This is a genomic window from Peribacillus sp. NPDC056705, from assembly GCF_043656335.1.
In genome coordinates this window covers 1-22,898 of record NZ_JBHTYI010000005.1, presented here as the reverse complement: position 1 = coordinate 22,898, position 22,898 = coordinate 1, and the positions used below count along the sequence as shown (strand labels likewise).

The 22,898-nt window shown below is 40.2% G+C and carries 22 protein-coding genes and 2 riboswitches; of the genes, 19 read left to right on the top strand and 3 right to left on the bottom strand.

Going from position 1 to position 22,898, the window contains the following annotated elements:
- The first annotated feature begins 96 nt into the window (after positions 1 to 96).
- The 14 genes from kamA to ACFRAK_RS08520 all read left to right on the top strand — a co-directional run bounded on the left by kamA (position 97) and on the right by ACFRAK_RS08520 (position 14,242).
- Entirely contained in the window at positions 97 to 1,500 is a 1,404-nt protein-coding gene (gene kamA, locus ACFRAK_RS08585) for a lysine 2,3-aminomutase (protein ID WP_387604181.1), read from the top strand.
- Between the two features lies 1 nt (position 1,501).
- The gene (locus ACFRAK_RS08580; protein WP_260288137.1) at positions 1,502 to 1,783 is read left to right on the top strand and encodes a YokU family protein; all 282 of its coding nucleotides are present in this window, start codon (positions 1,502 to 1,504) and stop codon (positions 1,781 to 1,783) included.
- 328 nt (positions 1,784 to 2,111) lie between these two features.
- Positions 2,112 to 3,053, top strand: coding sequence for a cytochrome aa3 quinol oxidase subunit II (gene qoxA, locus ACFRAK_RS08575; protein WP_394571605.1), 942 nt, complete (start codon positions 2,112 to 2,114; stop codon positions 3,051 to 3,053).
- 50 nt (positions 3,054 to 3,103) lie between these two features.
- Positions 3,104 to 5,059 carry a cytochrome aa3 quinol oxidase subunit I gene (qoxB, locus tag ACFRAK_RS08570; protein ID WP_387604185.1) on the top strand — a complete coding sequence of 652 codons (1,956 nt, stop codon included), beginning with the start codon at positions 3,104 to 3,106 and terminating at the stop codon, positions 5,057 to 5,059.
- Positions 5,050 to 5,646 (top strand): cytochrome aa3 quinol oxidase subunit III, encoded by a 597-nt coding sequence (gene qoxC / locus ACFRAK_RS08565; RefSeq protein ID WP_098369342.1) that lies wholly within the window; start codon positions 5,050 to 5,052, stop codon positions 5,644 to 5,646. The genes qoxB and qoxC overlap by 10 nt, the downstream gene beginning before the upstream one ends.
- Positions 5,647 to 5,648: 2 nt before the next feature.
- Positions 5,649 to 5,933: a cytochrome aa3 quinol oxidase subunit IV gene (gene qoxD / locus ACFRAK_RS08560; RefSeq protein ID WP_192205165.1), complete on the top strand. Its 285-nt coding sequence runs from the start codon at positions 5,649 to 5,651 to the stop codon at positions 5,931 to 5,933.
- 319 nt (positions 5,934 to 6,252) lie between these two features.
- The gene (locus tag ACFRAK_RS08555; protein ID WP_394571604.1) at positions 6,253 to 6,402 is read left to right on the top strand and encodes a hypothetical protein; all 150 of its coding nucleotides are present in this window, start codon (positions 6,253 to 6,255) and stop codon (positions 6,400 to 6,402) included.
- Between the two features lie 952 nt (positions 6,403 to 7,354).
- Positions 7,355 to 7,597 carry a YozE family protein gene (locus ACFRAK_RS08550; RefSeq protein WP_260288131.1) on the top strand — a complete coding sequence of 81 codons (243 nt, stop codon included), beginning with the start codon at positions 7,355 to 7,357 and terminating at the stop codon, positions 7,595 to 7,597.
- A gap of 14 nt (positions 7,598 to 7,611) precedes the next feature.
- Positions 7,612 to 9,378 carry an ATP-binding protein gene (locus ACFRAK_RS08545; protein ID WP_387604189.1) on the top strand — a complete coding sequence of 589 codons (1,767 nt, stop codon included), beginning with the start codon at positions 7,612 to 7,614 and terminating at the stop codon, positions 9,376 to 9,378.
- A gap of 135 nt (positions 9,379 to 9,513) precedes the next feature.
- Entirely contained in the window at positions 9,514 to 10,221 is a 708-nt protein-coding gene (locus ACFRAK_RS08540; protein ID WP_387604191.1) for a hypothetical protein, read from the top strand.
- Between the two features lie 175 nt (positions 10,222 to 10,396).
- A complete protein-coding gene (locus ACFRAK_RS08535) occupies positions 10,397 to 10,567 on the top strand; it encodes a YozD family protein (RefSeq protein ID WP_192205160.1) in 171 nt (56 codons plus the stop codon).
- Between the two features lie 233 nt (positions 10,568 to 10,800).
- Positions 10,801 to 11,505: a purine-nucleoside phosphorylase gene (gene deoD, locus ACFRAK_RS08530; RefSeq protein WP_076366058.1), complete on the top strand. Its 705-nt coding sequence runs from the start codon at positions 10,801 to 10,803 to the stop codon at positions 11,503 to 11,505.
- A 274-nt stretch (positions 11,506 to 11,779) separates the two neighbouring features.
- Positions 11,780 to 13,237, top strand: a complete 1,458-nt coding sequence (locus ACFRAK_RS08525; RefSeq protein ID WP_387707967.1) for a lmo1851 family serine protease — start codon at positions 11,780 to 11,782, stop codon at positions 13,235 to 13,237.
- Positions 13,238 to 13,354: 117 nt separating this feature from the next.
- A complete protein-coding gene (locus tag ACFRAK_RS08520) occupies positions 13,355 to 14,242 on the top strand; it encodes an LCP family protein (RefSeq protein WP_394571601.1) in 888 nt (295 codons plus the stop codon).
- A gap of 156 nt (positions 14,243 to 14,398) precedes the next feature.
- Here the strand turns inward: ACFRAK_RS08520 and mtnA are convergent, their stop codons facing one another.
- From mtnA to ACFRAK_RS08505, 3 genes are all read right to left on the bottom strand, one after another.
- The gene (mtnA, locus tag ACFRAK_RS08515; protein WP_260288124.1) at positions 14,399 to 15,445 is read right to left on the bottom strand and encodes an S-methyl-5-thioribose-1-phosphate isomerase; all 1,047 of its coding nucleotides are present in this window, start codon (positions 15,443 to 15,445) and stop codon (positions 14,399 to 14,401) included.
- 14 nt (positions 15,446 to 15,459) lie between these two features.
- The gene (mtnK, locus tag ACFRAK_RS08510) at positions 15,460 to 16,662 is read right to left on the bottom strand and encodes an S-methyl-5-thioribose kinase (RefSeq protein WP_394571600.1); all 1,203 of its coding nucleotides are present in this window, start codon (positions 16,660 to 16,662) and stop codon (positions 15,460 to 15,462) included.
- Between the two features lie 78 nt (positions 16,663 to 16,740).
- A riboswitch (SAM riboswitch) is annotated at positions 16,741 to 16,894 on the bottom strand.
- 71 nt (positions 16,895 to 16,965) lie between these two features.
- On the bottom strand, positions 16,966 to 17,748 hold the full coding sequence (locus ACFRAK_RS08505) for a carbon-nitrogen family hydrolase (protein ID WP_387604202.1): 783 nt from the start codon (positions 17,746 to 17,748) through the stop codon (positions 16,966 to 16,968).
- 99 nt (positions 17,749 to 17,847) lie between these two features.
- On the opposite strand from ACFRAK_RS08505, the gene ACFRAK_RS08500 reads away from it, so the two are divergent.
- The 5 genes from ACFRAK_RS08500 (at position 17,848) to ACFRAK_RS08480 (ending at position 22,493) form a co-directional block, all read left to right on the top strand.
- Positions 17,848 to 19,020: a pyridoxal phosphate-dependent aminotransferase gene (locus ACFRAK_RS08500; RefSeq protein WP_387604204.1), complete on the top strand. Its 1,173-nt coding sequence runs from the start codon at positions 17,848 to 17,850 to the stop codon at positions 19,018 to 19,020.
- 134 nt (positions 19,021 to 19,154) lie between these two features.
- Positions 19,155 to 19,306, top strand: a riboswitch (SAM riboswitch).
- Between the two features lie 105 nt (positions 19,307 to 19,411).
- A complete protein-coding gene (mtnW, locus tag ACFRAK_RS08495) occupies positions 19,412 to 20,644 on the top strand; it encodes a 2,3-diketo-5-methylthiopentyl-1-phosphate enolase (RefSeq protein WP_387604206.1) in 1,233 nt (410 codons plus the stop codon).
- A gap of 5 nt (positions 20,645 to 20,649) precedes the next feature.
- Entirely contained in the window at positions 20,650 to 21,309 is a 660-nt protein-coding gene (locus ACFRAK_RS08490) for a 2-hydroxy-3-keto-5-methylthiopentenyl-1-phosphate phosphatase (protein ID WP_260288120.1), read from the top strand.
- A complete protein-coding gene (locus ACFRAK_RS08485; protein ID WP_394571598.1) occupies positions 21,306 to 21,935 on the top strand; it encodes a methylthioribulose 1-phosphate dehydratase in 630 nt (209 codons plus the stop codon). The genes ACFRAK_RS08490 and ACFRAK_RS08485 overlap by 4 nt, the downstream gene beginning before the upstream one ends.
- A 24-nt stretch (positions 21,936 to 21,959) precedes the next feature.
- Positions 21,960 to 22,493, top strand: coding sequence for a cupin domain-containing protein (locus ACFRAK_RS08480; RefSeq protein WP_387604210.1), 534 nt, complete (start codon positions 21,960 to 21,962; stop codon positions 22,491 to 22,493).
- Positions 22,494 to 22,898: the final 405 nt, after the last annotated feature.

Sequence of the window (22,898 nt, the reverse complement as noted above, 5' to 3'; positions counted from 1 at the left end):
AGCAGTCCGGTTTTTTTTATGGGCATTTGAATTTTTGGGTCATTTTGGCACCCTTCTTGCATTTAATACTACTATCATAACTCAGGAGGTATTACCATGTTATTTGACTTATATAAGCCAGATCGAAATTGGAAAGATATAGAGCTTTGGAAAGATGTAACCGAAGAACAATGGAACAACTGGCTGTGGCAGCTTACGAATACGATCCGGACTGTTGATGATTTGAAAAAAGTGATAAACCTGACTCCGGATGAAGAGGAAGGTGTGAGGATCTCCACAAAAACCATTCCATTGAATATCACCCCATACTATGCTTCGTTAATGAATAAAGATGACCCAAGGTGTCCAATCAGAATGCAATCGGTCCCAATCTCGGAAGAAATGCATAAAACCAAATATGACATGGAAGACCCCCTTCATGAGGATGAGGACTCCCCAGTACCGGGACTGACCCATAGATATCCGGATCGCGTTCTTTTTTTGGTGACGAATCAATGCTCCATGTATTGCCGTTATTGTACGCGAAGACGCTTTTCAGGCCAAATTGGCATGGGCGTGCCCAAAAAACAATTGGACGCTGCAATCGGTTATATACGTGACACGCCGGCAGTTCGGGATGTCCTTATTTCCGGCGGGGACGGATTATTGATCAATGACACGATCCTTGAATATATCCTCAAAAACTTAAGGGAAATTCCCCATGTTGAAATAATCAGGATAGGTACGCGGGCTCCGGTTGTTTTTCCTCAAAGAATCACTGAAAATTTATGTGCCATTTTAAAAAAATATCATCCGGTTTGGCTGAATACTCATTTCAATACCTCGATAGAAATTACCGAAGAGTCAAAGAAAGCATGTGAGATGCTTACCGATGCAGGTGTACCTGTGGGCAACCAGGCAGTTATTTTAGCGGGGATAAATGACAGTGTCGCAATCATGAAAAAGCTGATGCATGATCTTGTTAAGATCCGTGTCCGCCCTTACTATATATATCAGTGCGATCTCTCGGAGGGCATCGGCCATTTCAGGGCGCCCATTTCAAAAGGGATTGAAATCATCGAGGGGCTCCGAGGCCATACATCAGGGTATGCTGTACCTACCTTCGTCGTCGATGCTCCAGGAGGGGGAGGGAAGATCACACTGCAGCCGAATTATATCCTTTCACAATCTCCAACAAAAACGGTGCTGCGCAATTTTGAAGGTGTGATAACCACATATCCTGAACCTGAGAAATATACACCAGGACTTGCCGATGATTATTTCAAAGGGGTATATCCTGATATGGAAGGAAAACAGTCAGATATAGGTGTATCGGGTTTAATGAATGACAAACAATTCAATTTAGTGCCTGAAGGGCTGAGGCGAATGAATAGACGGGAAAATTACGTGACCAACCCAGAGCATGCTTCATTGAAAAACCAACGTGAAAAGCGAGATCTGTTAAAAGAAAAGAAATTCCAGGCACAACAGAAAAAGGGCACTCAAAAGGGGGATGAATAGCATGGAGACGTGTCCATGGTGTGAGAAAGGGAAGCTTGCATCAGTAAAGGGGACTGTGTATTGGGAACTGCCGGATGGTACGAGGGCAGTTGAAATTACGGAAACCCCTTCCTCCCATTGTGAGAGTTGCGATGCCTTTTTTCAAAGTGATGAAATAGTGAAGGAAATTGAAAATCAACTATTTTTAATTGATTCGAAACAGCTAGGGAAACAGACGACGTATGACGAGTTATTGAAGATGAAGCGGGTGTTAAAGCGGAATTATTTTGATTTTGGGAAATAACAAAATGATTAAAAGTAGCCTCATCAACATTTTTGGTGAGGTTTTTCTGTGCGCCCGGAGGTGAGGTCCGCCATGTTAAATTTTCATCTTCGCTACCCTTACTTCTTTGACCACTAGGATTAAAAAAATCCATGCAGTATCTCCTCACATATTCAAATTCCTTTTCAAAGCAAGTAGGTATTTAGATAACCAGTTTCTCTGAACATTCCCCAAATGAATTCATACATATTCATCCCCCCTCTAAAAAGTGATTGTGAGAAATTACCACTATTAATAAACATTTTTTGGGATAACTTAGAAATAAAATCTTAAAAGAAAGGATAAATATATGAAAACAAAATGGGTTTCATTAGCCATTCTTTCTACCATAGTCAATGTGCTTTCAGGCTGTGAATCATTAGCGGTCTTAGATCCTAAAGGACCTCAAGCCCAAACGCAAGCCAATGTGATTTGGCTATCAATTGCGATCATGGCGGTTATTGTTATTGTTGTTTGTGCTATTTTAGTCTTTGTGTTAACGAAATACCGTGATTCTAAACTACCTAAAGAATATGAACCACCCTACATTGAAGGGAATCACGTTGTTGAAACGATTATTGTTGGGGTGCCGATTTTAATCGTCATTTTCTTCTCCGTAGTTACTGTAATTTCCAACAATAAAGTGGAAGCCACTCCGGAAGGGTACAAAGGACAAGATCCATTAGTTATTTACGCTTCGTCATCTGACTGGAAGTGGCATTTTAGTTATCCAGAAAACGATATCGAGACAGTAAACTACTTGTATATTCCAACAAATCGACCACTTGAATTTAAACTTTATTCATTCGGGCCTATCACGAGTTTCTGGATTCCACAACTTGGCGGTCAAAAATATGCCATGTCTAACATGGTGACCACATTACACTTAGCAGCGGACGAATCAGGGGAAATGATGGGACGAAATGCAAACTTTAGTGGGAAAGGATTCGCTGAAAATACGTTCCACGTCGAAGCGATGTCTCAAGATAAGTTTGATGAATGGGTAAAAGAAGTTAAAGAAACTGCGAAACCTATTACTGAAATAAGATTCAATGAATTATTAAAACCGGGTCATGAGGGACAGTTAACGTTTACTGGCAATCATTTAGACTTCTCACCAGCTCCAGAAGGTGAAAATGCTGGACATCATCATGGTTCAAGTGACTCTAACGCGGATTCAAAAGGTGAACATATGGAGCATGATCATAAGTCAAGTAATAGTAAAGAAAAATCAGCACACAATCATGAATAATTTCTTTGTCTATCTCAAGAAAAATATTTTCAGGAAGGAAACACAAAAGTATGGGTTTTTTCTCTAGATTTCTTATACCTAATCCTAGTCCCGTCATTTACTCATCAATGGTGGCCATTGGTGTTACTGTTCTCTTGATCATTGTTGGTTTAACCCACTTTAAAAAATGGTTTTATTTATGGAGTGGCTGGCTTACAACAGTCGATCATAAAAGAATAGGTATTATGTATCTAATATCTGCTTTGTTGATGCTATTTCGTGGTGGGGTAGATGCTGTGATGATGCGTGCGCAACTTGCCGTACCGGATAACAAATTATTAGATTCACAGCACTATAATGAAATTTTTTCAACACACGGGGTTGTGATGATTATCTTTATGGCGATGCCGTACATTATGGCCTTAATGAATTTCGTGGTGCCATTACAAATTGGAGCGCGAGATGTAGCATTCCCACGTCTAAATGCCATAAGTTTCTGGTTATTTTTTATGGGTGCGATGCTATTCAACATCTCTTTTGTAATTGGTGGTTCGCCTGATGCAGGGTGGTCATCTTATTTCCCGCTTGCAGGAAATGAATTTAGCCCGCATGTTGGAACGAATTATTATATGATTGGCATTCAGATAGCCGGAATAGGTACATTAATGACGGGGATTAACTTTTTGACGACTATTCTTAAAATGAGAGCACCCGGTATGACATTAATGAAAATGCCAATGTTTACATGGTCTTCTTTAGTCACAAGCGTTATTATCATTTTCGCATTCCCTGTATTAACAGTGGCGCTGATCATGGGAACAATGGATCGATTATTCGCAACCAAGTTTTTCACAATGACTGATGGCGGTATGGATATGCTTTGGGCAAACCTATTCTGGGTTTGGGGACATCCCGAGGTATATATCTTAATCTTGCCTGCATTTGGTCTTTTTAGTGAGATTATCCCGACCTTTTCACGACGTAACCTATATGGCTATCGATCAATGGTTGCTTCAATGGTATTTATCTCTATATATTCATTCTTCGTTTGGACGCACCATTTCTTTACAATGGGGCAAGCAGCATATGTTAATAGTATTTTCTCGATTACAACGATGGTAATTGCGATTCCAACTGGAATCAAGATCTTTAACTGGTTGTTCACGATGTGGAAAGGTAGAATCAGATTTACCGTACCTATGCTTTATTCAATAGGTTTCATACCTCTTTTCACAATCGGTGGAGTTACCGGGGTTATGCTTGCGATGTCAGCGGCGGATTATCAATACCATAATACAATGTTTTTAGTAGCTCACTTCCACAATGTCATTATTCCGGGTGTAGTATTTGCTGTGCTTGGTGCCGGAACTTACTACTGGCCGAAAATGTTTGGTTTCATGCTGAATGAAAGGATTGGGAAATGGGCGTTCTGGTTTCTAACCATTGGTTTTTGCTTAGCATTCTTCCCTATGTATATCACTGGTTTAGATGGTCAGGCACGCCGTATATACACATACTCTGAATCGACTGGATTTGGACCATTGAATATGATTTCGTTTATCGGGGCAGCTTTTATGGCAATCAGTTTTGTATTAATCGTATATACGATTTACTATAGCATTCGCCATGCTCCAAAAGATGTTGGTGATGATCCTTGGGATGCACGTTCCCTTGAATGGGCTACTCATAATCCAGTACCAGAATATAACTTTGCTATTATTCCACAAGTGAATTCAAGGGAAACGTTTTGGGATGCTAAATATAAAGGTCATGAATTATTCAAGGGTGAGTATGAAAAAATTCATATGCCCAATAACAGCGGCGTACCGTTTATCATGTCCTGTATCTTCTTTGTCTTTGGATTTGCGTTAGTATTCAGCATATGGTTTCTTGCGATTATTGGGTTAATCGGTATCTTTGTTTGCATGGCTCATCGTTCATTCGAAATAGATCATGGTCATTACATTTCTGTAGAAGAAATTAAAGAGACAGAAGCAAAATTTAGGGGTGTTAATAAATGGAAATAGATCACTCGCAACCTCTTGAATATAGTACGGAACAAAATCGTCTGAATATTTTAGGCTTCTGGATTTTTCTTGGAGCCGAAATTATGCTTTTTGCAACACTCTTTGCATCATATTTTACATTAGTTGATCGTACGGGTAACGGTCCTACTGGAGCAGAAATTTTTGAAATCACTCCAGTACTTGCTGAAACATTTTTGCTCTTAACAAGCAGTTTTGTCATCGGGCTTGGAATTCATGCCATGCGACTTGGCAACAAGAAAGCCATGTTGACATTCTTCGTAATCACTCTTCTTCTTGGATTAGGATTCTTAGGATTTGAAATTACTGAGTTCATTACCTATTATCGCGAAGGAGCTACACTGCAAACTAGTGCATTTACATCGATGCTCTTTACAACATTAGGGACACATGGAGCACATGTTACATTAGGGCTTTTCTGGGGGTTATTTATTATCCTTCAAGTGAAAAAACGCGGGTTGACACCTGAAACAGCCAATAAATCCTTCATTTTCTCTCTTTACTGGCATTTCTTAGATATCGTTTGGATCTTCATCTTCACCTTTATCTACATGAAAGGAATGACATAAACATGAAGGAATTATTCCCGGCTAAACAAATATGGGGTTTTGTATTTTCATTGATTTTGACATTTGTAGCTCTTTTGGTTTACTTCTTCAATATGTCAAAAGCAACAGGCATGACGATTTTTATATTGACAGCATTCATACAAGCAGCTGTTCAACTTGTTGTATTTATGCATGCTCGTGAAACTGATGATAGCAAATCAATTTTTATGACACTATATTGCGCCATATTACTGGCTCTAATAACTGTCTTCGGTACAATACTGTGTATGGTCTGGGGTTTTTATTGATATGAAACAGCTCGGGAATCAGTAGGCATATGATGAGTAATTGAAGTTGAAGTAGGAACAATGAGCGATGAATAGGGAAAAGCTTATAATGCCCTATCGCAATATAACTGCTGATAAATTCCAATTTTAAAAAGCGACCTTCATTTAAGGGGTACGGATTTTGTCATTCCCTTTTAAGATTATTTCCAACCCCAATGAGAATTCAGTCTTAGCTATTGGATCTCCATGTTTTAACATTCTCACTATTGATATTAAATAATATACTTTACTCTAATGGATTTATTGTTTTGTCAGAAGTACCTCTTATGGAATCTAACTAATGAGTGGTAAAAGTAAAATGATTCTTTCATTTTCTAACGGAGAAATCGATTCTTTAGTGACAGATACAAGCGAATTGCTAGGGGAAATAGCCACTGATAGTGCGGATTCAGATGGCCATCCAGTGAAAAAATGTTTAATAAACCATTAAGGAAAAGTACTGGCAGGGTGTTTGATGGGTGGGAAGAGTACCAAAAAGAAATTTCCTATTTCTCCTGATGCAATGAAAGCTTATCAAGAACTTCATCGTGAAAATCCTACTCGTGAGTTATATGTTCTTCATACTAATCGTAAGAATGGGTAGGTGTAAGGCGATAGTGAAAAGACTGGATTTTTTACAGCAAATAAAAGCAAAAAATAATAAAACTAACAATAGAGTTCAATTGAAAGGAAGTAGAGGTGATTATTCTTTACTTGCTTTTTCATTTATTTTTGATTATTAAAGTGAGCTAGCAAAATAACTAAGTAGTCAGTGGAACAACCATGTGTCCACTGGCTTCTTTTCGACATGTTTTCTTTAGAAAAGACTACAATAAAAATGACGTCCTTACCTTTGTATAGTGAGCTAATGAACATGAAAGACTGTTGAAACGTAATTACTTTAACTTAGCTGCAGGGTGCATTCACGTTTCCATAAATAAAAATATCCCCTCATTTTAGACAGAACAGTGAAAACCACTATTCCTTTCTTAGTTGAAGGCGATTTTTCCCTTTTGCAAAATGAAAGCCTGCTGGTAAATTGGATAATGAGGTTTTGGAGAAATTCCCCCATCCAAGCGGCATGACAGAACATGCTTAGTGTATTTGTTAAGGGACGGGGCATTAGGTTAAACAAGATTGAAGCACTTCGTTTCCTTTATCGAATCATGAAGAACTAAGTCCTTAAAGTAAAAAAATTCTTTAAAAGGATGTAATCAATATGGAATGAGTACGATATCTAAGTGTAATTCCGTAATATAACGAATGCATTTTGTGTTGAAAAATCATGAACTTCTTAAAATGAGGAAGAAAAAACCAAATTGATTTTTAAAAAAGTGGACGGAAGCGAAAGTTTCCGATATATTAAAGCAGAAATCATAGTTATTTTAGGGGGGCTCGACATAATGAGACCATTTTATTTATATTTAATGAAATTTCGACAACCGAAGGAAATGGATGCTATCACTAAATTTGCCAATCATGCCTATGAGGATCATGGTTTCCCAAAACAATCGACAGATTATAATGAACTGAGCAGTTATTTAGAATTGAATGCAGACTATCTCGAAAGTATGTCCGTATTCGATCAAGCTTGGGAACAGTATGTCCAAATAGAAGAAGGGCTCTTATTGGGAGATCAGGAATAGGGAGGATCGGAAGGATGTTTAAAAGCCTTCAAACCCGAATTTTGCTTTTTTCTTTACTTATTGCAAGTGTGCCTCTTCTGATATTGGGAATCATATCCTATGGATCACAACGTTCCCTTCTGGAGAAGGAAGCAAGAAATGCCCTGAATGCAGGTTCACTGAATATGGTAAATGAAACATATAGCTATTTGAACGAACGGGTCAGTGATGTGAAGTTTATGAGTGCAAATTCGGTAATCATCAATCCTGGCCATTCAAGAGAAGAGGAGTCAGATGAACTAAGAAAGTTTATTGATGCAAAAGGAAATTATTACGGTGTTTTGCATTTGGATATGGAAGGCAATGTCATTGCAGATACATCTAATAAAATGATCGGGGACAACCTCGCGAAGAGAATATGGTTCAAAGAGGCCATAGAAGGTCATGAATTCCTTTCAGACGTTTATAAAACCAGGGCATTCTCAGAACCCATAATGGTTCTAAGTGCGCCAGTATATGATGATGCAGGGAAAATGATCGGAGTCGTATCTCCAGCTTTCCGATTAAAAGGGCTTTGGGAGATGATGGAGAAAAAGGCTAATGAAATCAGCGATAAATATCCAGTGAACTTTTTCATGATCAATCAAGAAGGCATCTTGATTTCGAAAAAAGACCCGCATGGCCTCATGCAGGGTTCTGCCTTGAAAGAATTGGGATTAACGAAAGGGAAGCTGATGGAAGCTTCGTTGTCGGATGATTTGTACAGTTCGGAGAATGGTGAAAAAATATATTCCATCCAGCCTGTCCATACGATTGCAGAAACGGAGAATAAATGGTTTGTTGTTGTGGGTGCTGATAAGAAACAGGTGTTTCAACCTTTGAATGACCTATTAACACGGTACCTGACAATCTACAGCATCGTTTTAGTTTCTATCATTCTGGCTGTCTATTTACTAACAAAGACCATCGTACGGCCAGTTCAAGAACTTGTAGAAGCGACAGAGGATTTCATTGGAGGAAAGGAATTCATCATTTCCGACAAAAGAAGCTTCGAGGAAATGGAAAAATTGAACCTTGCCTTTCTAAGAATGATGGAAACGATAGAAGATCGTGAGAAGGAAATCGTCCGAACGGAAAAATTGAAATATGTTGGCCAGCTTGCTGCCGGTGTCGCCCATGAAATCAGGAACCCGTTGACGACAATAAAGGGCTTTTTCCAATTATTGAAGAGCCAGGATCATGATACAACATTAATAGAAAAATATAGTGATGTCATGCTTCATGAAGTGGATCGGGTCAATGTATTCGTGACACAACTTCTTGATTTGGCAAAACCGCATCAACTGGAATGGGAGAAATTCGATTTAAAGGATTTCCTTGAAGAAATTTTAGATACATATACTCCCTCAAATCCGAGTTATCATGTAAGAATAATTAATGAAGTGGCACAATCCATCTTTGTTTATTCGGACAGAAACCGGTTAAGGCAGGTTCTCTTGAATGTCTTGAATAATTCTTGTGAAGCCATCGAAGCAAGGGGGCAGATTGAACTGCAACAGACTTCCGTGTCCCAATATGTGAAATTAGTGATCAGCGATGATGGAAAAGGCATCAGTCCCGAGGATTTAAAAAATATCGGTATGCCCTTTTACACCACCAAACCGGATGGGAATGGATTAGGTGTGGCGACGTGTATTCAGATAATGGAGGAATTAAAAGGTAAACTCCAAATGGAGAGCGTCCGCGACGAAGGAACGAAAGTGACCCTCATCATCCCCACTACGAACCGTCTCATTAAATGAGGCGGTTTTTGGTTGGTTGCAGTGCCCTTGAAGCTAATTGAGCAAAATGCCCTCCCATTTCCATTAACCTCCATGTTTGTTTGTGCATATAATTTACTAATCAAACGATAAGGACCATATTGGGGGATGTCTCTTATGGGCAAAAAAAAACAGCCGAAATTCAAATTAGGCGATACAGTCGTAATAACAATGTATGGGACAGTCGGGAATATAACCGATGTGAAATTTCTCGATGGTGCTTATGTGTATGAAGTGAACTATAGTGAAGGCCTATATATCGAAAAAACATTGCAATCGATAGATGAATATGAAGGAGAAATCCTTTATCCAAAAGAACAGATCGATATTGAATATAAATTTTTATTAGGTGACTTGGTCCAAGTGGATGGATATGAACAGGATTATTTCAAGATTATCGGCTATCGAACGGAAATTTGGCGCTATAAGGAAAATGCCTGGGAGGATGTAATCTATGAGTTATCAAGAATCTCAGATGGTGAATGGCTTGAAGCGCATGAAGAAGAACTGACTTTGATAGCCGATGCTAAACGTGCAGATGGAATTATAAAAAAGTTGGGTCTGCTACTTCCTAAAAAGAAAAATGAGCTTGCTATCATTGCTAAACAAAACAACCCTGGTAAAGGTGAGCGAGATATGACAATGACAAAAAATGAAAAAAAGGAAATGATTGATGGACTGTTGGATTTATATAATGATTATTGTAAGCTCTACGAACATTTTGGCGATGATGAATACCGCCATATTATGAAGATTGCCCTTGCGAAAATTGAAAAAGCGGCAGAGGAAATTTATCCAGATCATAAAAAGAAGCAAACGAAGTGAAAGGTATCCCCAACTTTTAATGGGCAATTTCCAAATTCCCTATAGAAGCTTCCATTCAAATTGAACAGAAATGGACGATATTTTTAGGCACTTCATATGATTTTCCATTATGGGTTGCCTTATTGGTATATTTGTCTCTACACATTCATAGACCTTTAAATAAGGGGGCGATGATTTGCGAGAAATTGAGGTTTTTATTGATACAGAAGAGATAGCGGAATTCTTTTTTCAAGAATTGATAAGACGGGGCTATCTTCCATCAGAAGCTGAAGTTGAAGATCTTGCTGACATCACATTCGAATATCTTCTAGAAAAATGTATAATTGATGAAGAAGTCGATGAGTAACCGGTCATAAGACGGTTAGCAGCTTCCTTTCCCTTAATTTTATTAACGATTAAAAAAAGACGGCGGACCTCCGCCGTTTTGTTTGCGGTTTAGAGTAAGGGTGCCATAAGTCATTTCGTGATTTCCAGTTTTTCAAGTTCTAGGATAAGGTTCAATTTTCCTAACTTGTGGTTGATATGGTATAGTAGTTTTTGAATATCATTTCAACCACAAGTTAAGGAGGACATAGTCGTATGAGCGTACATATTGGTGCAAAAGAAAATGAAATTGCGGAAACGGTCTTACTGCCAGGGGACCCATTGCGTGCAAAATATATTGCTGAAACATTTTTAGAGGATGCTAAACTTTATAATGAAGTTCGAAACATGTTTGGATATACAGGGACATATAAAGGGAAACGAATTTCAGTACAAGGTACTGGCATGGGTGTTCCATCCATTTCCATTTACGTGAATGAATTGATGAATAGCTATAATGTCCAGAAGCTGATTCGTGTGGGAACTGCAGGAGCGATTCAAAAAGATGTAAAAGTCAGGGATGTGATCCTTGCCATGAGTGCTTCGACTGATTCCCAAATGAACCGCATGACTTTCGGAGGGGTGGACTTTGCCCCAACCGCAGATTTCGAATTATTAAGAAAAGCTTATGACGCCGGCACGGCTAAGGGCTTGCAATTGAAGGTCGGTAATGTATTTACGGCCGATCAGTTTTATAACGATAATAGTGAATTGGAAAAATGGGCAAAATACCAAATACTTGCAATAGAAATGGAATCAGCTGCCCTATACACGCTTGCCGCTAAATTTGGCCGCCAAGCTTTATCTGTATTAACCATTTCCGATCACATTTTAACCGGTGAGGAAACGACGTCGGATGAGCGCCAGTCAACTTTTAACGAAATGGTTGAGGTGGCATTGGAAGCAGCTATCAAGGATTGATAAGTCAGGCGGGTTACCAGGAATAAGTGATGCCGTAAAATGACGGTTGGGATACAGGCTCAATTATTCCTTGGTATCCGTATTTTTATTATGTCGGGAACTGGCTGTTGCCCTTGGAGCTTTCAGTATATTAACGTTTGCGAAGCGGTGAAAAAATACATATGGTCATAAATTGTTATTTTTGATAACTATTATTTTTCGATTGGCATGAAAGCTGATAAAATAGGAATGAAATCGTTATATCGTCATGAAGAATGAAAGTGGTGAGGCTTCAGTGGAAGAAGAAAATCAAAAACAGCCAAAAGAGGCAGGGAAATTCATTAAAATAAAGAAGTTTACATTCATAATGGGAATTTTCTTAGTCATATTTCTAACTGCAGGGATTACTACAATAGCCTTGACCTTTGGAGATGAAAAAGTAGAGTCATTAGCACCGGATAAACATTCGGAATTTGAAAAGCTGTATTCTACATACGATACGATAAAAGACAACTATTATGAAGAGATTGATCAAGATAAGCTGGTTGACGGGGCAATAAATGGAATGATCAAATCATTGGATGATCCCTATTCTGCTTATATGGATAAAAAGGAAGCATCGAGTTTCCATGAGAGCATCTCTTCATCTTTTGAAGGAATCGGTGCCGAGATTCAGGAGCAGGATGGACAAATCATGGTCGTCTCACCGATAAAAGGGTCCCCAGCAGAAAAAGCAGGGGTAAAACCGAATGATATCATTTTAAGTGTGAACGGTAAAAGCGTTGAAGGACTAAGCTCTTCTGAAGCTGTCTTGAAAATCAGGGGCAAAAAGGGAACGAAAGTGAATTTATCAATCTCAAGAGCTGGTGAGCCGGAACCGATGGAGCTCACCATTAAACGGGATACAATTCCGATTGAAACGGTATATGCGGAAATGCTTGATGATGGAGTTGCAAAAATTCAAGTGACCAGTTTTTCCGAACATACAGTCCAAGAGCTGAAAACGGCGCTTGAAGAAATGTCGAAGAAGGATATGAAGGGTCTCGTATTGGATTTGCGCGGAAACCCTGGGGGACTTCTTGACCAAGCAATAGAAATGGCGAGCCTGTTCATACCTAATGGGAAAGTGGTCCTTCAAGTTGAGGAGCGTAGCGGGAAAAAAGATGTCTATAAATCGAAGAATGATGGAGAACTGAAAATCCCGGTAGTCGTGTTGATTGATGACGGAAGTGCCAGTGCTTCTGAAATCGTTGCAGCGGCAGTCAGTGAGTCTGCGGACATTCCATTGATCGGTGTCAAGTCATTTGGGAAAGGGACAGTTCAGACTGCCCAAGACTTTGAGGATGGATCTAACTTTAAATATACGGCAGCTAAATGGTTGACTCCTGAAGGCAATTGGATTCATAAAAAAGGGATCAAGCCGGATATTAATGTAAAGCTTCCTGATTATGCCAGCCTTCCGTACATTTCACCTGATAAGGAATTGAAAGCATCCGATTCTTCGAGTGAAGTGAAAGCTGCTGAAGAGATGCTGAAGGTAGCAGGCCATGATCCAGGAAAAATAGATGGATTTTTTGATGAAGCAACCACGAATGCGGTCATAGCGTTCCAGAAGGAACAAAAAATTAAAGAAACTGGGACAATTAAAGATGATACTACCGTGAAATTAATGCAGGTCATCCGCGAGAAGATCCTTAAAAACGACACACAAGTGAAAAAGGCAGTAGAAGTATTAAAGAAAGAAATTAAATAAATGATTATGCCCGAAAAGCCTGTCAGCGATTATCGTTGGCAGGCTTTTTTGTCGTTAAATGCATAAAATTCCAGTATTAGACAGATGATAGGGGTAATTTTCCGATGAGGTGAGGCAATGAAAGAAAAGGTATTATTCATATACCTATTGATCTTGATTCTGGCAGGCTGCACCTATGCCCCTTTACCCAAACAAAATGGAAATGCAGGTTCGGATAAAAAACTAACCAAAGAAGACGACCAGGAAAGCGTGAAAACATTTCTGTTAATTGGTGTTGATACAAGGGGAGAGCAAAAATCTCGATCAGATGTGCTTATCCTGGCAAAATACTTTCCTGAGCAGGAGAAACTGAAGCTGGCTTCCATCATGCGTGATAGTTATGTGAAAATGCCCGGGAATAAGTCAGGATATAACAAAATAAATGCAGCTTATTATTATGGTGGAAGGGAACTGCTTAAGAAAACCATAAAGGAGAACTTCGATATCAAGGTCGATCATGTAGCGGTAATCGACTTCCAGGGATTTGTGAAAATGGTCGATTTACTAGCCCCTGAGGGGGTAGCGGTGAATGTAGATCAGGAAATCATTGATGATATGAGCATTCAAGCAAGTGTTGGCAAAAATGTTTTACATGGTGAGGAAATATTGAAATATGTCCGTTTTAGGCATGACGATGAAAGTGATTTTGGAAGGGTGGAGCGTCAACAAGAAGTCATGATTCAATTAAAAACAGCTTTCGTAAATCAAATCTCATCCTTCGAAGGGATGGCAGCCCTTCCTAGTATCATCGAACAAGGACTCTCGTACCTGGATACAGATATTGGTCTGAAAACATTAATGGAAATGGGTCCAAAAGCCTTCTTCCATACACCGGACACCGTCGAAACCTTAAGGGTTCCAGTGGAAGGGAGCTTTAAAGATGAAATATATCCCCAGTCCGGAGCGGTTTTGCAAATAGATTTCACTAAAAATAAAAAGGCACTTCAGGAGTTCTTTTCAAAATAATAAGAACTATTATGAACAACCTTATATTAAGTGAATATGTTCGAATTCACTTGAATTATTGTATTATAGACCTCGTAAGAATATTCATAATCATCTATAAAAAACGAGAGGGATAAAAATCCTTCTCGTTTTTTATCACCAATAAAGGAACCTGGATCAATTAACAAAATGCGGAATGTTTTTATTGAAATCCGGTGTTATGATGCCGTTTTCGGTAATGATGCTCGTAATAAGATGATTTGGTGTAACGTCAAAGGCTGGATTGAAAGTCTTCACGTTTTCCGGAGCGATCCTTACACCTTGAATGGAGGTGATTTCCGCTTCATTCCGTTCTTCGATCGGGATGGATGTGCCTGATTCGATGGAAAGGTCGAATGTGCTTGATGGTGCGGCCACATAAAAGGGGATGCCAAAGTGCTTGGCTAATATGGCCAATCCCAATGTCCCGATTTTATTGGCTGTATCTCCATTAGCCGCAATCCTGTCTGCCCCGACGATAATTCCATTTATTCGTTTCTGGTGAATCGTATGTGCAGCCATATTATCTGAAATTAAGGTGACATCAACCCCCGCTTGCATCAATTCCCAAGCCGTCAAACGCGCACCTTGCAGGACAGGCCTGGTTTCACATGCGTATACTTTTAACGGAAAGTCCCTTTCTTTAGCCAGGTGGAAAGGAGCCAAGGCTGTGCCATACCGAGCTGTGGCAATTCCCCCAGCATTGCAATGGGTTAGTATGGAATCTCCTCTAGTGAATAAGGATAAACCATGTTCCCCGATTTTCCTGCACATTTCTTCATCTTCAGCAAAGATGGCTTTAGCCTCCGATACAAGTGCTTCCTTTGCAGCTGAAATGCTTTGCGCAGCATGCAAGGTGTTCTCCATCCTCCTTAACGCCCAAAAAAGGTTTACTGCAGTTGGCCTTGAAGAGGCGAGTTTTTCAATATGCCTCGTTACATTTCTCTTGAAATCCCCTAATTCAGCGGTTGTTTCCTGTTTGGCACCAAGTGCAACACCAAATGCTGCCGTCAGTCCAATTGCTGGCGCACCGCGAACTTTTAATGTCAAAATGCTGTCATATACATCATTAACTGAATGAAGTTCAATAAATTCAGTTATGGAAGGTAGGGCTTGTTGATTTAATAATGTAATATGGGTATCATCCCAGTGTACCGAATAGGGTAAGGGTGCTAGTGTAGTCATGTGCAGGGCTCCTTTTAAATGGTTGAATAAGATGGCAGTGTACGTTGCTTCAACGCTTCAATGACAGCTGGAACATCTAATTCCTCCCGTTTTTTAATTAAAAATGCACCAATTTCCAACGTTGCCGTTTTGGCAGCAATCCTTATCTCTTTATTTTCAATGACGTTTAAATCGGCAACATGGGAAAGGCCAATGGTTCGCCGAATCAGTTCACAGGCGGCAAAACCGAAGGCATCTTTTTTGAATTTTGTCAGTAAGTAAGGCAGATAACCTTTCACATGGCGGAATGGGCTTTTATTTTGACCTTCCCATAAGTCGGTATAAGTTTCTTCAAAGGCATTCCAAAATTCATGAAGGTGTGTGAAAATCTCTTCCTTTCCAGCGCCATTGCGTGTGACTGCCTGGAAGAGAAGGTTGGCGGTGTATTGACCAAGGTCAAAACCAACGGGTCCATAAAAAGCGAATTCCGGATCAATAACCTTTGTTTCAGTTTCACTTGCAAATATACTTCCAGTATGTAAATCTCCATGAAGTAAGGCTTCCTGCTCGGTTTCAAAGCTTTGTTTCAGCTTAGCGACCTCAAGTATCACTTCTTGATCATTCCAGATAATTTTGGCGGCATCAGTCAATTCCACCTCGAAGTCTCCTGGGAGTTCCTCAAAAAATGGATCTGTGAAAATAAAGACCTCAGTGATTTTGCAGAGTTCTGGATTCGTGAAATGTCGGGCCACTTCCTTTTTCGCAGATGGTTCTAGATGATAATCGGATGTATAAAATGCCGTCTTAGCAACAAACTCACCAATATGCTGTGAAAGCAATGGATATGAATCGCCATCGATCAATCCTGTTCTAACGATTTTCAAGTGCGATAAATCCTCCATGACCGTGATGGCAAGCTGTTCATCCGAATAATAGACTTGCGGTACGAATTCAGGGCAATAACTTTTGAAATGAATCAGCGCATTCGCTTCAATGGCAGCCCTTTTCAATGTCAGCGGCCAGCTTTCACCAAGTACCTTGGCATAAGGGACCGCTTGTTTGATGATTATTCCTTTATTTGTGTGCATGTCTGTAACATGAAAAACATAATTTAAGTTTCCATCGCCGATTTCTTTACACTTTAAACTTGCATCCGCATTGACCAACCCAAGTTTTTTTGCAAGGGTTATAGCTGTTTCGTTTGTCAATCTCTTAAAATTTGAATGGTTTTGAGTCATTCTTTTTCCCTCCAGAATCAAAATAAGAATAAAAAAGCCTCTTTCATATAGAAAGAGGCAGAAGTTTTGGCTTCGGACCTCTTATCTTCCAGAAAATGAATTCTGGTGGAATTAGCACCGTGCTCTGTGGATTTTATAATCCGGCGGTGAATCCGCCCCATTTCACAATGGTATTACAGTCGGTTGCTGGGCTTCATAGGGCCTTTATCCCTCAGCCTGCTCTTGATAAGAGTAAATGTTTTCTGAAATTTTAATCTTCGGGAAAATAATAACAACCTTTTGAATAGTTTGTCAATGGGTAAATTAATAAAAATCAGGGCGGCGATCTTCGAATACAGGTATTTTGTTTCGGGCTTCCGTAACTTTATTGAAATCCAAGGTGCCTGTCAAGAGTTCGTTTCCTTCTCCGGCTTCACTAATGAGATTCCCCCATGGATCAATAATCAAGGAATGACCAGCAAATGTATTATTGACATCCGAACCTGAACGATTAACGGCTACAACATAGGCTTGGTTCTCGATGGCACGGCTAATCAATAAGGCTCTCCAGTGATCGAGTCTCGGCTTTGGCCATTCCGCCGTTACGAATAGAACTTCGGCGCCTTGAACGGTATGGGCACGCTGCCATTCAGGGAAACGGATGTCATAACAAATGAATCCAGCACATATTTTTTCATCAAGAGTAAATAAACCATCTTTTTCTCCTGGCTGCAGGAAATGATGTTCATCCATTAACTGAAATAAGTGAAGCTTATCATATTCTTTAATGAGATTCCCATGTTTATCGATGATGATCATCGTGTTATAGATTCCCTTGCTTGTCTTTTTCGCGATGGAACCGCCTATGATGTGAATTTGGTGTTTTTGTGCCTGTGTTTTTAAAAATTCAATCGTTTTTTCTGCCTCGTGATCAGCAATCTCATTTAACCTGGTCAAGTCGTATCCTGTTGTCCAAAGCTCCGGTAAAATGACGATATCGGGTTCTGACCGTGTTGCTTTTTCCAACCATTGTTCTGCAACCTGAAAATTGATATCCGGTTGACCAAAGGCTATATCCATTTGAATACAAGCTATTTTCCATTTCATCGATTAAAACCTCCACATGTAAAAAATGCTTTACAAGACTATGATAAACATATATCATTTGTGACTAGAATTTCAAGAAATTTCAGAGAAGGTGTATAAATGTTGCAATTCGAAAAATCCGGCCAGCTTCAGGACCTGCCCAAGCAGTTTTTTGCTTCACTAGTCGCAAAAGTCAATGCAATAACGGAGCAAGGACATGATGTCATTAATTTAGGCCAGGGAAACCCTGATCAGCCGACGCCAGAACATATCGTGAAAAGTTTGCAGTCGGCTGCTGAAAAAACGATTAATCATAAATATTCGCCATTCCGGGGACATCAATATTTAAAAGATGCTGCCGCCGTCTTTTATGAACGAGAATACGGTGTCAAGCTGGATCCGAATAGCGAAGTGGCGATTCTCTTCGGGGGGAAGGCAGGTCTTGTCGAACTGCCGCAGTGTTTATTGAATCCAGGTGATACGATCCTTGTTCCAGATCCCGGCTATCCCGATTATCTTTCCGGAGTTGTTTTAGCCCGGGCAAAGACCGAACTCATGCCTCTGACAGAAGAAAATGGTTTTCTTCCGAAATATGATGAAATACATAAAGAAGTACTTGATAAAGCCAAAATGATGTTCTTGAACTATCCGAATAATCCCACAGGTGCTTCTGCAACTGATAGTTTCTTTGATGAAACCGTCTCCTTCGCAAAAGAGCATTCCATTTGTGTGGTCCACGATTTCGCTTATGGCGCGATCGGATTCGACGGAAAAAAACCGATAAGCTTTCTCCAATCGGAGGGAGCGAAGGATGTAGGAATAGAAATATACACACTATCGAAAACATACAATATGGCAGGATGGAGAGTAGGCTTCGCAGTGGGGAATAAGAGTGTAATAGAAGCTCTTGAACTATTGCAAGACCATCTTTATGTGAGTCTTTTCCCGGCGATACAAGAAGCTGCGGCAAGTGCTTTGCTTGATTCGCAGAGCTGTGTAGAGCAGTTAGTGCAGATGTACGAAGGACGAAGGAATGTTTTCATTGAGGGATTGAGGGCAATCGGCTGGGATGTCAAAGCGCCTGCGGCATCGTTTTTTGCCTGGCTCAAGGTACCTAAAGGTTTTACGTCAGAGAGTTTTGCAGACTATTTATTAGCGCATGCCCACGTAGCTGTTGCCGCAGGGAATGGATTCGGTGAATTTGGCGAAGGTTACGTCAGGGTAGGGCTGCTGACCTCGGAAGAACGGCTTGAAGAGGCTGTGGAACGAATACGTACATTAAACTTATTTTAACGATGGATTGAGGTATCCGACTTATTTCACCGTTAAAATAGTTAAAACTTATTGACAAAGTAGGGATTACCTGTCAGAATACAAAATAAATTCTTAATCTTTCGATACTTGAATGCAATTTATATATCAGCGTTTTCTTATTTTGAGCAGGTGGAGGGACTAGCCCTATGAAGCCCAGCAACCGACCGTAATTCCATTGTAAAATGGGGCGGAATTCTTCGCCGGATTTCCTGAAATCCGCAAGGCACGGTGCTAATTCTTGCAGCCAATGGCTGGGAGATAAGAAGATGGCTTTTTAAAGCCTCTTCTTTATGAAGGGGCTTTTGCCATTTTGAGCCAATTTCAGTTTAATGACATCGGGAGTTTACTAACGTGTTATAGGAGTGATCAGATGAGCGAGATAGTCGCTACTTATTCAATTCATGACTTCACTGGAAATCATGAGAAAAAAGCAGAGAGCATTGCCCTAGGTTTGACTGTCGGGACATGGACGGACCTGCCACATTTAGTCCAGAAACAACTGGAAAAACATAAGGGGCGCGTTGTATCGGTGACACCACTTTTGGAAGAAGAGAGGGCAAACAGCTACTTTAATCGTAAAGTATACCGTTCGCTTATTAAAATTGCCTATCCGGCAGGGAATTTTTCCCTTGATTTACCTGCAATCCTCACGACTGTCTTCGGCAAACTTTCATTGGACGGAGAAATAAAACTCATAGACCTGGATTTTGTCGGTGATATTCAAAACTCTTTTCCCGGACCGCAATTTGGCATTGGAGGCATAAGGGAAAAGATTGGCGTATTTAACCGTCCCCTGGTGATGAGCATCTTTAAAGGTGTATTAGGAAGAGACCTGGCATTCCATAATGAGCAACTGAGGCAACAAGCATTAGGGGGCGTCGACTTAGTTAAAGATGATGAGATCCTCTTCGATCAGGAACTGACTCCATTTTTCGATAGAATAAAAACGGGAAAAAGAATATTGAATGAAGTCCATGAAACCACTGGCCACCGTACTTTATATGCAGTCAATCTATCAGGGAAAACATTTGAATTACTGGATAAGGCAGAGCAGGCGGCTGAAGCAGGGGCAGATGCTTTATTGTTCAACGTTCATACATATGGTTTGGATGTATTGCAGGCCCTGAGTGAACATGATCGTATCAAGTTGCCGATCATGGCGCACCCCGCCTATAGCGGGGCATTGGCAGCTTCATCATTTTACGGGATCGGCTATCCATTATTACTTGGTAAATTAGTAAGGTTATCAGGAGCGGATTTATCTTTGTTCCCATCCCCTTATGGAAATGTCGCACTGGAAAAAAAGGAGACCTTGGCGATTGCTGAAGCTCTGACAAAGGATGAACTTTCATGGAAAAAAGCCTTCCCTGTTCCTTCTGCAGGCATTCATCCGGGCATGGTTCCGGACCTGATCAAGGATTTTGGGCTAGATAGCGTGATTAATGCTGGAGGGGGAGTTCACGGGCACCCTGACGGAGCAGAAGGCGGGGCCAAGGCTTTCCGTTCTGCTGTGGAAGCCGTTCTAGCAGGAAAGGATCTATCTGAAGCGGCTGCTGAGGAAGAAACACTAAAAAAAGCTCTTGTGTTATGGGGAGGCCTATAAGAATAATGAAACCGATCATCTTTTGTGACTTTGACGGAACGATCACCAATACGGATAATATCATTTCCATCATGAAAAAATTTGCTCCTCCGGAATGGGAAGCGTTGAAAGACGATGTCCTTCAGCAAAAAATCAGTATATCTTCAGGAGTTGGGGAGATGTTTTCACTGCTTGATAGTGGCTTGAAGGATGATATCATCCAATATGTAAGAAATACGGCCGGCATTCGTCCTGGGTTTTATGAATTCGTTGAGTATACGAAACAAGCCAACATCCCTTTATATATAGTAAGCGGGGGAATGGATTTTTTCATTGCACCGCTTTTAAATGATATCTTGCCAACAGAGTCCGTTTATTGCAACCATGCATTTTTTGATAAGGAAAAGATTTATATTGAGTGGCCGCATGATTGTGATGATCAATGTAATAATGATTGCGGTTGCTGCAAGCCATCCATTATGAGGGAAATAGCGGGTGCGGAAAGTTTTAAATTCGTTATTGGAGATTCAGTAACGGATTTTGAAGCGGCCAAACAGGCCGATTTTGTCATAGCCCGTGACATACTGCTTGAAAAATGCGAAAGGGAAGGAATTCCACATCAAGGATTTGAAACATTTTTTGATGTAATTGACATTTTAAAGCGGCAGGAGGCGGTTAAAGCGTGAACAATCATTCTAAAGAATGGCGGGAGTTGGCAAATATTAAAGCTGAACTGGCCGAAAGGGATTGGTTTATGGGAACGAGCGGGAACTTGTCCATCCGCGAGCCCAAAAGCGCTTTCTTCTATATTACGGCAAGCGGTAAGGATAAAAGGAAGCAAACGGATTCGGACTTTTTACTGGTGGATTTAAAAGGAAAACCAGTTGAAGAAACGAACCTAAGACCATCGGCCGAAACTTTACTTCATACAGTCATTTACCGGAAAACCAATGCGAACTGTGTACTCCATGTCCATACTGTTGAAAATAATGTGATATCAGAATTGTACGGAGATGAAGGCCAGGTTTCCTTCCGTAACCATGAAATCATTAAAGCGACCGATCGATGGGAGGAAGATTCGGAGCTTCGGATTCCAATCATATATAATCACGCTGACATTCCGCTGTTATCTGATAAGTTCAAGCCACATGTCGAAGCAGACTCTGGCGCCGTGCTGATTCGCAATCATGGCATTACGGTTTGGGGTAAAAGCGGACTCGAAGCAAAAAGAATACTTGAAGCTTGCGAATTTTTATTTCAATACCAACTATTGCTTAATCAACAAAAGGCGTTTGCAGTTTCTTTAAGATAAACACTCATAGAGGAGGAATGAATGATGGCGACGATCAGATTCCATGAAACAAACGAGGTTATTGAAAAAGGTGAACAGGTAAAAGGATTTTTAGAAACACAAGGGGTTATTTATGAACAATGGGACATTTCTAAATTACCGGCCCATCTTGTGGAAAAATACGATCTAACAGATGCTGATAAGGAGGAAATCCTTGTAACATTCCAATCAGAGATAGCGGAAATCTCTGAAAGAAGAGGTTATAAAGCGCATGATATCATCACATTATCAGATGCAAATCCGAACTTGGATCAAATGCTTGAAAACTTTAAGCAGGAACATCACCATGAAGATGATGAAGTGCGATTCATAGCAGGCGGTACTAGTATCTTCGCCATAGAAGGCAATGATAAACAGTGGTTTGATGTACGTCTTAATCCAGGAGATCTTATTAGTGTACCAGAATCAACAAGACATTATTTCACGCTCGCAGAAGATCGGAAAACTGTTGCTGTCCGTATTTTCGTTACAGCGGCAGGATGGGTGCCGATTTACGAAAAAGACGAAGTTCAAGCATAATCATTGTTGCAAAACCAGCTTACGGGCTGGTTTCTGTTTGTAGACAAAAGGGAAGTCGGAATGGTCCTCACCTAACCTTGATTTTTTTAAAAATCATGATTAATCCTTTGTGTTTTTTCTATTTTACAGGAAAGAAATCTCGCAAGATTAAAGAAATTTGCGACACTCCTGCCGAATAACTGGCTAGCCGAGATTCCACAGGGGCTTGCGCCGATGAGGCCTGTCAGACAGTCGGCGGAAAGGTAGCGGATTTCTGAAATCGACTGAACTTTTTAAATAAAACACTGTAGCCAAACTGAGTTTTCATAGAGTTGATCTGACCCAATAAAGTTAGACATATAGTTTAAGCAGCTTCTAAGACTTGAGTTCGGTATTCTATCGGACTCAGGTCGTTTAATTTTCTCT

Bases quoted from the DNA above. Each gene is read 5' to 3' on its own strand.
- kamA (WP_387604181.1), top strand. From the start codon at position 97: ATGTTATTTGACTTATATAAGCCAGATCGAAATTGGAAAGATATAGAG.
- ACFRAK_RS08580 (WP_260288137.1), top strand. From the start codon at position 1,502: ATGGAGACGTGTCCATGGTGTGAGAAAGGGAAGCTTGCATCAGTAAAG.
- qoxA (WP_394571605.1), top strand. From the start codon at position 2,112: ATGAAAACAAAATGGGTTTCATTAGCCATTCTTTCTACCATAGTCAAT.
- qoxB (WP_387604185.1), top strand. From the start codon at position 3,104: ATGGGTTTTTTCTCTAGATTTCTTATACCTAATCCTAGTCCCGTCATT.
- qoxC (WP_098369342.1), top strand. From the start codon at position 5,050: ATGGAAATAGATCACTCGCAACCTCTTGAATATAGTACGGAACAAAAT.
- qoxD (WP_192205165.1), top strand. From the start codon at position 5,649: ATGAAGGAATTATTCCCGGCTAAACAAATATGGGGTTTTGTATTTTCA.
- ACFRAK_RS08555 (WP_394571604.1), top strand. From the start codon at position 6,253: ATGAGTGGTAAAAGTAAAATGATTCTTTCATTTTCTAACGGAGAAATC.
- ACFRAK_RS08550 (WP_260288131.1), top strand. From the start codon at position 7,355: ATGAGACCATTTTATTTATATTTAATGAAATTTCGACAACCGAAGGAA.
- ACFRAK_RS08545 (WP_387604189.1), top strand. From the start codon at position 7,612: ATGTTTAAAAGCCTTCAAACCCGAATTTTGCTTTTTTCTTTACTTATT.
- ACFRAK_RS08540 (WP_387604191.1), top strand. From the start codon at position 9,514: ATGGGCAAAAAAAAACAGCCGAAATTCAAATTAGGCGATACAGTCGTA.
- deoD (WP_076366058.1), top strand. From the start codon at position 10,801: ATGAGCGTACATATTGGTGCAAAAGAAAATGAAATTGCGGAAACGGTC.
- ACFRAK_RS08520 (WP_394571601.1), top strand. From the start codon at position 13,355: ATGAAAGAAAAGGTATTATTCATATACCTATTGATCTTGATTCTGGCA.
- mtnA (WP_260288124.1), bottom strand. From the start codon at position 15,445: ATGACTACACTAGCACCCTTACCCTATTCGGTACACTGGGATGATACC.
- mtnK (WP_394571600.1), bottom strand. From the start codon at position 16,662: ATGACTCAAAACCATTCAAATTTTAAGAGATTGACAAACGAAACAGCT.
- ACFRAK_RS08505 (WP_387604202.1), bottom strand. From the start codon at position 17,748: ATGAAATGGAAAATAGCTTGTATTCAAATGGATATAGCCTTTGGTCAA.
- ACFRAK_RS08500 (WP_387604204.1), top strand. From the start codon at position 17,848: ATGTTGCAATTCGAAAAATCCGGCCAGCTTCAGGACCTGCCCAAGCAG.
- mtnW (WP_387604206.1), top strand. From the start codon at position 19,412: ATGAGCGAGATAGTCGCTACTTATTCAATTCATGACTTCACTGGAAAT.
- ACFRAK_RS08490 (WP_260288120.1), top strand. From the start codon at position 20,650: ATGAAACCGATCATCTTTTGTGACTTTGACGGAACGATCACCAATACG.
- ACFRAK_RS08480 (WP_387604210.1), top strand. From the start codon at position 21,960: ATGGCGACGATCAGATTCCATGAAACAAACGAGGTTATTGAAAAAGGT.